We start from the raw sequence: 11,671 nt of genomic DNA on the forward strand, positions 1-11,671 counted from the left end.
TATTAGGGCTGGTTAGGGACTTTCACCCATTAGAGTGCGCCCATGCTGGGCGCACAACAGAATTGCTATAGATTCGTCACGGGAATCTATAGCAATTTTTGTTATCCTATTCGATTTTTATTTTTCCGTTAAGAGCCTCACGCTTTACGGCTATCCTCTGTTTTTTTTATCATCTATCATGTATGAGCTTCGTTGTTGCCATTATTATTAGGCTGTTGCAGCTGTCTCCGGGAGTAATCTTCTATGACCAGATTGATCAGCTGGTCTCTTGGTGAGTCAGATGGCTCCTTCACGTCTTTACCCTGTAATGCTTCATCAAAATTTCCAGCCAAGTGACGGCCCTGGCTATAGGCTTTAAATACTATGCTATTTCCCTGTATTTGGATCATATTCGCCCTTGCATTAGAACAATTATTCTGTTATTATTATAGCAAACATATATTCTAAAAATAATATCAGAAAGGAGCGTTTCAAAATGATTTTGTTCCGGCCACGGGCTGTTGATTTTCAGGCTGCCATGCGACAGATACAGCTTTTCGATGACTATGCAGAAATGGACAATTATCTTATTGACTACCACAACCTCCACAACATCATCACCAAGCCCGAACAAGTATATACCAGCCTCTCCAGCAGTGACGAGCTCCGGGACACCAAAAGCGGATGGCTTCATTCCCGCTATATCTGTTTTGGGAATATTCCCCTGGGGATTTATGACAGCCAAACCCTGGACTTCATAAAAAAGCCCCGCCTGGAAATCGAAACAGATCCCCAGGGCGGGCTTAAATGTCAATTTGAGCTGATGAACGAGGGCTTTATATTTTTCCTTGGAAATGACCCCTGGTATGGTCAAAGCAAAATGGTGGGCTTCAAAATAAATGCCATGGGCCAGCCCTTATTCCGCAAGGACAATATACCGGTAACCCGACAGGATTTTATCCATGCCCTCAACTTTTATATTGCTGGTCACGCCATCCAAAAGCTGGAAGCCCGAAAAAAACGGCAGGCTGCAACACAGCTGATGAAGGAGCAGAGAAGACACCATGAACAAGAAACGTCATTAGTTCCACCAGATTAAGCCATTTGCAGCTGTAAGCTACTCATACCGCAACGCTTCAATAGGGTCCAGCTTGGCGGCCTTTCTGGCGGGATAAATGCCAAAAAACAAACCGATTCCCACTGAGAAGCTAAAGGAAACCACTATGGGCAAAGGACTTATTACCGTAGTAAAATTACCGAATTTCCCTACCAGCATAGATAAGCCACAGCCCAGACCAATGCCGATAATACCGCCGATAACGCCGATGACCACCGATTCGATCAAAAATTGCATCATTATATTTTGAAAGGTGGCACCCAGGGCCTTGCGGATACCGATTTCCCTGGTGCGCTCGGTAACGGATACCATCATGATATTCATGATACCAATACCGCCTACCACCAGTGATATGCCGGCAATACTGCCCAGCAGAATGGTCAGCATGGTGGTGGTCTGACTCATGGTTTCCATGAGACTGGTCATATTTCTGACAGTAAAGTCATCCTCCTTGCCGCCGATTATCTTGTGACGCTGGCGCAGCAAAATCTCAATATCCTCCTGAACCTGGGCCATTTTATCAGCATCGGACACCTGAATGTTTACCGAAGAAATATAATCCATGGCCATGATACGCTCCATGGCCGTTGTCAGCGGCACTATTACCACATCATCCTGGTCCTGGCCCATGGAGGACTGCCCCTTGCTTTCCAGCACGCCAATTACCTTAAAGGGCTGATTATTTACGCGGATATTCTGCCCAACCGGATTGCTGGCACCAAACAGATTAGTGGCTACCGTGCTGCCAATCACGGCCACACGATTGCGCTTCACCACATCACTCTCCGTTATAAATGACCCCGTCCCCACCTCCAGGGAGCGAATGGACATGTATTCAGGGGTAACGCCCATAACTGAAGAATTCCAGTTCTGGTTACCATTTACAATCTGATAGGACCGGGATACAGATGGGGACACAAAATCAACATTTTTAATTTTTTCCTTGATGGCCTGGGAGTCATTGTATTTCAATGTGGTCCGTGAGCCGGCTGCTCCCCGGACACCACCGGTATTGCTGGAGCCCGGTGATACAATCAGCATATTGCTTCCCAGGGAGGAAATACTGTTTACAACATCGCTCTTTACCCCCATGCCTACGGAAACCATGGCTATAACCGCACCTACACCGATAATAATTCCCAGCATGGTAAGCAGGGAACGCATTTTATTGGCCAGAAGGGCCGTAAAGGCCATGGAAAAGCTTTCCTTAAACAACATCCAAAACCACGCCCTTCCCTTCATCCCGGGTGATTACACCATCCCGGACCAGCAGCTGGCGGCTGGCACAAACGGCTATATCCGGCTCATGGGTTACCAATATGATGGTACGGCCCATTTCATGCATCTTTTCAAAAATTTCCATGATTTCCTTGGTGGACTTGGTATCAAGATTACCGGTAGGCTCATCGGCCATAATTATCTGAGGATCATTGACCAAAGCCCTGGCAATGGCCACTCGCTGCCGTTGACCGCCGGACAGCTCATTTGGCTGATGGTCCGCTCTGTCCGCCAGACCTACCTGCTCCAAAAAATACATGGCCCGTTCCTCCCGCTCATCGGAATCCACCCCGGCATAAACCAGGGGCAGTGCCACATTGTCCAGGGCTGAAATCCGGGACAGCAGGTTGAAATTCTGAAAAACAAAGCCGATTTTCTGATTGCGGGTCTTGGCCAGCTTATCATCACTGAGGTGAGCCACCTCCTGGCCATCTAATTTATACGACCCCATGCTTGGCCGGTCCAGGCAGCCCAATATATTCATCAAGGTTGATTTGCCTGAGCCAGAAGGACCCATCAGGGCAGCAAACTCCCCCTCCTTGATATCCAAATCGATACCATTAAGGGCTGCCACCTCCTGATCCCCAATCTTGTACAGCTTTTTTATTCCCCGAAGGCTGATAGTAATCTTTTCCAATTTACTCATATACGATCAACCTCCGCCATTAAAATGGTGGGCCCCCCGGGCCGCCCCGTCTGCCTCCGCCGGAGCTGGTGCTGCTCTTGGCCTTATAGGTAATGGCCACCGTATCACCTTCAGAGAGTCCATCCTCAATTTCTACGAATTCATCACTATAAATTCCTGTGGAAACATACCGCTTCTCAGTAGTGCCCTCCGGAAGACTCAGCAGCACATAGGAGCCCCTGTTATCCGTTTTCAGGGCAGAAATTGGCACAACCAGGGCATTTTCCTTTTCCGAAGTCACTATTTCCACCCGGGCCGTCATGGCCGGTAGCAGCAGATTGTCCGGGTCATCCACATCAAGTACCACATAATAGTATATTACACTGGCCGTAGTGGTGGAGGCAGTGGAATTACTGGATTTGGTATTCCAGCTGTTGGTCACGTCCGTCTGGGATATCTTGGATACCTTGGCTGTAAAGGTCTTTCCCGTATAGGTATCCACCGTAAAGGTGGCATTCTGGCCCACCTTCACGCTGCCGATATCCGTTTCATCCACCTTGGCCAAAATCTGCTTTTTGCTCATATCAGCGATGGTCATAATAACCGTCGGGTTGCTGTTGCCCTGAACGGCCATGGTACCTGCGGACTTTGGCTCACCCACCACAATCCCATCCATAGGGGCCGTGATAATGGTCTCACCCAAATCTGACTGGGTCTTCTCCAGGTTACTGGCAGCCGTATCATAGGTATACCGGGCATCCTCCAGCTCCTCCTGGGACTTGGCCCCAATGGAGTTCAGATATGCTACCCGATCATACTTTGATTTGGCATTGGATACCTTGAAGGCCGCCTGATCATTGGAGGCCTCAAAATCCTTGCCATCGAGAACAGCCACTGTCTGCCCGGCTGTTACCTTGTCATTTTCCTTCACCAATACGGATTTTATCCGGGCGGTTATTTTGGAGCTCACCTCTACCGAATCCACCGGGCGAATAGTACCGGTGGCCGATACCGTGGATTTTATTTTCATGGTCTTAGCCTGGGCCAGCTCCGTGGCCGGTTTGCTCTGCTCAGTCTGCACACTGGTGTAATACATATAGCCACCTATTATTGCTGCAAAAATGGCGATGACTATACCAGCAATTGTAAGAGTCTTTTTCTTTCTCATGGTACTGCCTCTTTTCTCAGTTCAAAATCAACCCATCAGTATCCCGATGGCGTATTGGTGGCCGCGGCCGAGGAGGGATGAACGTCCAACCCCATATCGCTCTCCACCGTTGCCTTGTATCTGGCATAATCATACTGGGCACTGATGTAATTTTGCTGAGCCGTGTTCAAGGCATTCTGGGCATCAATAATATCCAGCATTATTCCCTCACCGGCCTTATATTTTTCATTGGCGATAAAATAGTCCTCCTGGGCCTCCCGTACAGCCTCCTGGGTGGATTCAAAACGCCGTTCAGCCTCCCGCATGCTGTTGTAATCCGTGCGGACATTCATATCCACATTGCTCCTGTCCCGATCATAGGCCAGCTGAGCCGAGGCCAAATCCGCTTTGGCGGCATTTACCTTGCCCTTGGTGATACCACTGTCCCAAATTTTCCAATTTACGCCGATAGTACCGGATACACTATGATTATCCCTGCTGGGACTCACCTGCTTGTTCCAGCCTGTACTTACGCTGAGGTCCACCGTAGGCATATAGTCTGCCTGGGCATTTTTCAGGGCCAGCTCCTTTTGCTTAACCTGATAGCCGGAAACTATTAAATCCTTGCGATTATCCACGGCATAGGCCACACAGGAATTTACCTCCTCGTTAAAGGGCTCATAGACAAAATCATCCGTCAGCTCCAAGGGCTCCCTTTGATCCATGTACATCAGGTTACGTAATATGCTGAGATTATTATCATAGGTGCTTTGGCCCTTTATCAGAGTCTGCCGGGCATTGGCCAGCTCCACCTGGGAGCGGAGAACATCGATTTTTGCCTTGCTGCCGGCACTATAGAGCTGCTCCACATTGTTCAGATGCAGCTGATATTTATCTACTGAATCCTGATAAACCTCAACCTGCTTTTTGGCCTGAAGAACATTATAATAGGCCTTTATAACCTCCAGCCTGGTGGTCTCCCACTTCCGCTGAAGCTGGAGCTTGGCAATATCCACCCCGATTTCCGCACTTTCAATGTTCCGGCCGGTGGTGTTTCCATTAAACAATGGTAGGGAGGCTGAAATGCTGGTCCGATTCGTATTATCCCAGCCGGTGTTATTTTGCTCGGATTTGCCAAAATTGGTTCCTGCACTGACACTAAAGCTGTTGCTGCCCCGGGCCTGACTGAGCTTGGCCAGGGCCGTATCCTCCGCCAATTTGGTTATGTTAACATCAGGATTATTCAGCAAGGCTGTCTGTATGGCTTCCTCCATGGATAAGGCAGCACACTCACCAACTGTCATAAAGCCACTGGCCGCCAGCACAATGGCTCCCATTAAAAATTTCTTTTTCATAATAACAAACATCCTTTCATGGGTTCAGCCTCAGAATATGGACACCCCATACCAAACAAGTATATCCGCAATGAAATATTTAACTTGCTTGCTAAATTATATGACCTGAATATAAACATTTTATAAATTGAAAATTAAAAAACCATTAGCAGCTTCCAGCAAGCCCCTACTGGAATTTTTCCTGTATAACCTCAATGGCCCTTTTAAGCTGTACATCCTCAGTGGGATTTTCCGGCATGGCAATTTCCACATCAGGCTGAATGCCTATACCATCAATGCTGGCACCGGACGGAGTATAATATTTGGCCACCGTAAGCTTGATGCCATCCCCTCTAAACAGGGGCAAAATGGTCTGTACCGACCCTTTGCCATAGGATTTCATGCCCACCAGGGTAGCTGCTCCCCGATCCTTTAATGCCCCGGCCAATATTTCAGAGGCACTGGCACTATTGCCGTCGATTAATACCACGATAGGCAGGCCGGCTTCGCTCATGCTGGAATTATACACCTTCCTGCGGCCGGATTTATCAATAAGGGAAACCACTTCCCCCTCAGGCACCACCAGATTGGCGATTTCCATGCAGGAGGTGACCAAGCCACCGGGATTGGCCCGAAGGTCAATAATAAGCCCCCTGGCGTTTTGGCTCTGGACCTTGTCCAGGGCCTCCTTAAACTCCTTGCCGGTATTTTCGCTGAAGGAAGCAATGCGGATGTACCCAATTTCCGTATCAGGCACCATATCCCCCGCCGCAGTATCTATGGGAATGCTGGAGCGGGTCAGGGTATAATCCTTGTCGGCTTCCCCGCCACGACGTATGGTAATTACCACCTGGGTTCCTTCCACCCCGCGGATTTTCCCCACCACCTCCTCAGGCTGAAGCTCAGCAACGGGCGTTCCCTCCACGGCAATAACCTCGTCACCGTCCTGTAAGCCGGCCGCCTGTCCCGGAGTATTTTCCATAACGGACATAATCCGGCAATGACCAGGTTCAGCAAAGCTCATAACAACCCCAATCCCCCCAAAGGTACCGGTATTAATATTGTTAAGCTGACGGAACTTATCCTCATCCAGGTAAACAGAGTATTTATCCCCCAGGGATTTCATCATGCCGTCAATTGAACCATTGATAAGGGCCTGCTGATCCACCTCGCCGTCATATTGGTTTTCCACAAAGCGCACTGTGGCAATAAACCGAAGCATATCGGTTGCCCGTTCCATGCTGCCACCCAGCATGTATACCATGGCACAGCACACCACCATTAACGTAACCAGCACAGAGCTGATTACAAGAAGAATATTTTTCTTAGTCTGATCCATGAACAATCTCCATTCATAAAACACCCATAAAAGGAAAGCAGCGCCCTTTTACCTGCCTCCAAAGGCCGGCAAAAGAGCACCTCCTGTACATCATAAATAGCTATATGGGCTTACCGGTTCACCGTTTTCACGAACCTCAAAATGACAATGAGGACCTGTAGAATTACCGGTGGAACCGCACATGGCAATGGTTTGCCCCTGGGCTACGGATTCGCCTACCCCCACCAGCAGGGACTCATTATGGCCATATAGGGTGGTAATGCCACCACCATGGTCGATAATAACCGTGTTGCCATAGCCGCTGATCCAGCCGGCATGGATAACCACGCCACTGGCTGCCGCGGCAATTGGCAAGCCATAATCACCGCCGATATCCAGACCGCTGTGATAGCGCTGGGTACCAAAAATTGGATGGGTACGCCAACCAAATTCTGAGGTAATGGGACCGCTAAGGGGCCATATCATGGCCCCTGACCCGGAGCCGCCTCCGGCAAAGCCGCTGCTTATCATCTGACTGCGCTGTATCATGCGGGTAATTTCCTCAGAGGCCGCCATAATTTCCTCATAGGCCTGCTGGGAAACCTCTCTGTCATATTCCGCCTTATTCAGCAAAACCTGCTGAGCCTGCTTCTTGTCCAGCATATTTTGCTGCTTTATTGCCGCATCGGCCACCAGCAGCTCCACATCGGCCTTATCCTGCTCCAGCTTGGCCCTGGTATTGACTACAATATCACGGTCAGCCTTCACCTTCATAATCAGGTCATAATCATGCTTGATGATACGCTTCAATATGTCCATACGGGTGAGGAAATCGGAAAAATCCTTGGCACCAAATAATACATCAACGTAGCTTATCTGACCATTAATATAAATATCCTTTACCCGCTTGGCCAGTATTTTATTCTTAGCATTAAGCTCCTTTTCCGTTTTTTCCAGCAGCTCCGTATTGTCAATAATATCAGACTGGACCTTATCCAATCTGCCCTTGACGTCCTTATACTCGGCAGTGGCAATATCCACCTCTTCCTGCAACACCCGAAGCTTTTCAGACAGGTTATCCACCCGGGTCTGGGCCTCGTCAGTAATGGCCTGCTGCTGAGCTGCCTTTTCCTGCAAATCCTGAAGCTGGCTTTCCAAATCATCGGCCAGGGCCGTACCAGCCACGGACATGGACATCAGCACAGCCAGCATGGCCCCTTCCATTTTGTGCTTAGTAGTAAAAAACCTCATAGCCCCACCTCAGACCTTCAGGAAACGCTTTATAGAAACTGTACTGCCAATGGCCCCCATGGTCATTCCGCCGATGGCCACTATAACAGTAACATAGGTAAGGAACGGCTCCTCGGGGATAAGGGGGAAAAAGGCCAAGGTATCATATATTTTGGCGGTAATGCCGGAATAGGTCAGCCGAAGGACAACAGAGGCAATAATGCTGCCCAAAAAGCCCATTACAACCCCCTCGAGAACAAAGGGCCAACGAATAAACCAGTCAGTAGCCCCCACGTATTTCATAATAGCAATTTCCTTGCGCCGGGCAAACACCGTCAAGCGGATGGTATTGGAAATAATAAAGAGGGTAGCCAGGGCCAACACCATCATCAGGGCAAACCCGAAAATACGAATCAGACGGGTAATATCAAAGAGATGCTCCATAACATCCTGTCCGTACTTGGCACTGTTTACTCCCTCAAATTTTTCTATATTTTCGGCGGCAGTCTTCACCATTTCCGGCTGCAGCACCGTAACCTCAAAGGAATCAGGCAAAGGATTGGTATCCTCCAGGGCATCCAGCAGGGTCTTCTGATCGCCTAAACGCTCCTTGAATTTTTCCATGGCCTCTTCCTTGGGAACAAAGGTAACCTTCTCGATGCCCTGCATGTTCTTCAAATCAGCTTCCAGGGACCGGGCATCCTCCCGGGAGAAATCATCCTCAAGATATACATTAATCTGTACCTGGGATTCCATGGCATCCACCATTTTGTTCAAATTCATAACCAGCATAAGGAACATGCCAAAAATAAACAGGGATACGGCCACGGTGCCCACGGAGGCCACCGACATCCAATTATTGCGCCTTAGGGAATGAATAACCTCCCTGATAAAATATTCAATAGTATTAATGCTCATAGCCGTAACCTCCCCGTGCCTCGTCACGGACTATCTCACCATGCTCAATGGCAATAACCCGTTTCTGCATGGCATCCACGATGGTCTTGTCATGGGTTGCCATAACGATGGTGGTACCAGCGGAATTAATGCTCTTAAAAATGTCCATAATCCCCCAGGAGGTCTCCGGATCAAGGTTACCCGTCGGCTCGTCGGCGATAACGATGGCCGGATTGTTTACGATAGCCCGGGCAATGGCCACCCGCTGCTGTTCACCGCCGGACAGCTGGTTGGGAAAGCATTTATACTTGTCCCGAAGACCTACAATATCAAGGACGTTATTTACATTACGCTGCATCATACGCCGCGGGGCTTCAATAACCTGCATGGCAAAGGCAATATTCTCATAGACGGTTTTATCCGGCAGCAGGCGATAATCCTGGAAAATAACGCCCAGGGACCGTCGCAGATAGGGTACATCCCTATTGGACATGTGAATAATATCGCGGCCGTTAACCGTAAGAACGCCTGAAGATGGCAGCACCTCACGAAACAGCATCTTAATAAAGGTGGATTTGCCGGCACCACTGGGTCCTACCAAAAAAACAAACTCACCCTTTTTAATATCTACATTGATATGATTGAGGGCAATGGCACCATTGTCATATACCTTCATAACATCATTCATATGAATCATCGGGAAACCTCCATTTCTACACTGAACTTAATTCTATCACAAATGACGCTTTTCTAAAAGAATATTCAATCAGTGTTTCACCTATGAGTAAATTAAACTGAAACTAGAGTCTTTCCCTTATTATTCGACGCTACAGGCTAACAGTACTATCCTCTGCTTCACTTTTCATGGACGGGAGTTTTAAAAATAAATTTCAAACTTTACAGGGATTTTACCCCCAAAAAGAGAATTTTGTGCCTATGACGCCATTGTTCAATATTTTTCTTCTTCCAAAGATAATATTCAAATCAGCCTTTCCCCAAGGGATTAGCTTCGCGTCGCAGTCAGGTGGGAGATACCCTCACCACCTGTTGCAGTTTGTTCCCCACCTAAAAAGGAAGGGGACATCTTAAAGCTCGTTATATTTACATTAATTATGAAAGGGGTGGGCGCTTTGCGTTCTGATAACCGAGATGGAATTCTCACAATTTTTCTTATGGGGGATATTGACGCTTTGAATGCCACCAGCATACAGCAGGAAATCCACGAAATTCTTAAATCCCAAGGTGATTCCTCCCTTGTATTCGATGCACGGGAGCTGGAATATATTTCCAGTGCAGGCCTGCGGGTTATTCTCACCATACAAAAGCAGCAGCGGAACAGGATTTCCATTATCAACCTCTCAGATGATATAATGGATATTTTTAAAATGGCAGGCTTTCAGTATCTGATGGAGCTTAGGGGCGTATAGCCAAACTGCAGGGAGACCGTAAATGAGTAAATTACGCAATGGTATTGAACTTATTTTGCAACGGGGAGAAATGAATATATATCGCCGCATTCTTCGCACGGCCCTTTGGGGCAGCTGCGTTACCTTTATGCTCATTGGCATCATTTTCCTTGTCAGCATATTCATACTACATAATGAACTACATAACGAAGGTGAGGATTTTTCCCAAAAAATGGGTGACTACCTGGAAGAAAACTTTCAGGAGGAGGTAAAGGATCGGCTGACAGAAGCCACTGCACTACGGGCCCAGATGGTGGGACAGCTGCTGAATAACTGTTCCATCAACGTGGAAAATCTGTCTGAAGCACTATCTGATATCCTGCAGGACACCGCTGATTACAAGCCAAAGGAGCTGCCGGTGGCCAATTTCACAGAGGTGGCTGACAATGTGCCCTATGTGTTCTATAGTCCAGAGCTGCTGCAGCAGGGAATTTCCCCGGAGCTGAAGCAGGAGGTTGCTATTTTGTCCTCCGTGGAGGATGATATCAGGCGGATGAGCCGGCGCTACCAGGGCAGTATTCTGGTTGTCTCCACCCATGGATACCTCATTCGCATGGATATGCTGGATTTGGATGGATATGCTGGATTTGGATGGAAAAGGGGCGGTGTTAAGCCATGAACCCCTGCGCAGCACCTACAATTACAAGAGTAAGGAGTGGTACAAGTCCACCATTCAGCAGGACAGACTGCTCTTTACTAATCCATATATGGCTTCATATGGACGGCCATGTGTATCTATATGCGCTCCCTACCACGATGCCAACGGCGTCGCCGGGATAGTAGTGGCAGATATTAATACTGACTATATATGCCGCCAAATGGACAGCTCTGACGTGAAAGGCTCCAATTTCAGCTTTATCATGGACAAGGAAGGAAACGTTATTATTTCCACCCGCGAGGAGGGGGCCTTTGCTGCCACTGATATGAATCAGAATCTTCGGAAGGCCCCGGACAGGGCCATGGCGGAAACAGCTGAGCGTATGGTGGCAGGCGAACGGGGCATCGCCCTGGTAAATGCCGATGGCGGCACATACTATTTAGCCTACGCTCCCCTGCCGAAGGTAGGCTGGAGCTTGGGCACGGTAATAGATACCACGGTCATTTCTGCCAGTGGCGACCAGGCTGAGGCCTATGTGAGCAAGGTCTTTGAACGATACGATTCCCATCTGGGAAAATTTTTCCTGATTACGGCCATTGGTGCCACTCTGCTGTTTATCCTGACCTTATATCCAATTTTATGGAAGAATATACGGATGGCCCAGGGCTTTGCTGAGCCGATA

The 11,671-nt window shown here is 48.4% G+C and carries 13 protein-coding genes; 4 read left to right on the plus strand and 9 right to left on the minus strand.

Features of this window, described 5'->3' with window-relative positions:
* Positions 1–176: 176 nt before the first annotated feature.
* Positions 177–389 (minus strand): hypothetical protein, encoded by a 213-nt coding sequence (locus Q0Y54_RS08440; protein ID WP_297966308.1) that lies wholly within the window; start codon positions 387–389, stop codon positions 177–179.
* A gap of 86 nt (positions 390–475) precedes the next feature.
* On the opposite strand from Q0Y54_RS08440, the gene Q0Y54_RS08445 reads away from it, so the two are divergent.
* The gene (locus Q0Y54_RS08445) at positions 476–1,078 is read left to right on the plus strand and encodes a hypothetical protein (RefSeq protein WP_297966310.1); all 603 of its coding nucleotides are present in this window, start codon (positions 476–478) and stop codon (positions 1,076–1,078) included.
* 18 nt (positions 1,079–1,096) lie between these two features.
* On the opposite strand, the gene Q0Y54_RS08450 is transcribed toward Q0Y54_RS08445, so the two are convergent.
* The 8 genes from Q0Y54_RS08450 to ftsE form a co-directional block, all read right to left on the minus strand.
* On the minus strand, positions 1,097–2,314 hold the full coding sequence (locus Q0Y54_RS08450; protein WP_297966312.1) for an ABC transporter permease: 1,218 nt from the start codon (positions 2,312–2,314) through the stop codon (positions 1,097–1,099).
* Positions 2,304–3,020 carry an ABC transporter ATP-binding protein gene (locus Q0Y54_RS08455; protein WP_297966314.1) on the minus strand — a complete coding sequence of 239 codons (717 nt, stop codon included), beginning with the start codon at positions 3,018–3,020 and terminating at the stop codon, positions 2,304–2,306. The genes Q0Y54_RS08450 and Q0Y54_RS08455 overlap by 11 nt, the downstream gene beginning before the upstream one ends.
* A 19-nt stretch (positions 3,021–3,039) precedes the next feature.
* Positions 3,040–4,167: an efflux RND transporter periplasmic adaptor subunit gene (locus Q0Y54_RS08460; protein WP_297966316.1), complete on the minus strand. Its 1,128-nt coding sequence runs from the start codon at positions 4,165–4,167 to the stop codon at positions 3,040–3,042.
* Between the two features lie 35 nt (positions 4,168–4,202).
* Positions 4,203–5,501 carry a TolC family protein gene (locus Q0Y54_RS08465; protein ID WP_297966318.1) on the minus strand — a complete coding sequence of 433 codons (1,299 nt, stop codon included), beginning with the start codon at positions 5,499–5,501 and terminating at the stop codon, positions 4,203–4,205.
* Positions 5,502–5,667: 166 nt separating this feature from the next.
* The gene (locus Q0Y54_RS08470; RefSeq protein WP_297966320.1) at positions 5,668–6,819 is read right to left on the minus strand and encodes a S41 family peptidase; all 1,152 of its coding nucleotides are present in this window, start codon (positions 6,817–6,819) and stop codon (positions 5,668–5,670) included.
* Between the two features lie 90 nt (positions 6,820–6,909).
* Positions 6,910–8,049 carry a murein hydrolase activator EnvC gene (locus tag Q0Y54_RS08475; protein WP_297966322.1) on the minus strand — a complete coding sequence of 380 codons (1,140 nt, stop codon included), beginning with the start codon at positions 8,047–8,049 and terminating at the stop codon, positions 6,910–6,912.
* A 9-nt stretch (positions 8,050–8,058) separates the two neighbouring features.
* A complete protein-coding gene (gene ftsX / locus Q0Y54_RS08480) occupies positions 8,059–8,946 on the minus strand; it encodes a permease-like cell division protein FtsX (RefSeq protein WP_297966324.1) in 888 nt (295 codons plus the stop codon).
* Positions 8,936–9,622, minus strand: coding sequence for a cell division ATP-binding protein FtsE (ftsE, locus tag Q0Y54_RS08485; protein WP_297966326.1), 687 nt, complete (start codon positions 9,620–9,622; stop codon positions 8,936–8,938). Before ftsE ends, ftsX begins: the two co-directional genes overlap by 11 nt.
* Before the next feature lie 433 nt (positions 9,623–10,055).
* Between ftsE and Q0Y54_RS08490 the strand changes: the two genes are divergently transcribed.
* From Q0Y54_RS08490 to Q0Y54_RS08500, 3 genes are all read left to right on the plus strand, one after another.
* Positions 10,056–10,352, plus strand: a complete 297-nt coding sequence (locus Q0Y54_RS08490; RefSeq protein WP_297966328.1) for an STAS domain-containing protein — start codon at positions 10,056–10,058, stop codon at positions 10,350–10,352.
* A 22-nt stretch (positions 10,353–10,374) separates the two neighbouring features.
* On the plus strand, positions 10,375–11,010 hold the full coding sequence (locus tag Q0Y54_RS08495; RefSeq protein WP_297966330.1) for a hypothetical protein: 636 nt from the start codon (positions 10,375–10,377) through the stop codon (positions 11,008–11,010).
* Positions 10,964–11,671 (plus strand): cache domain-containing protein (locus Q0Y54_RS08500; RefSeq protein ID WP_297966332.1); only part of this gene is annotated, 708 nt, incomplete at its 3' end. The genes Q0Y54_RS08495 and Q0Y54_RS08500, both read left to right, overlap by 47 nt.

The organism is uncultured Anaerovibrio sp. (assembly GCF_947302755.1).
Taxonomy (GTDB): Bacteria; Bacillota; Negativicutes; order Selenomonadales; family Selenomonadaceae; genus Anaerovibrio.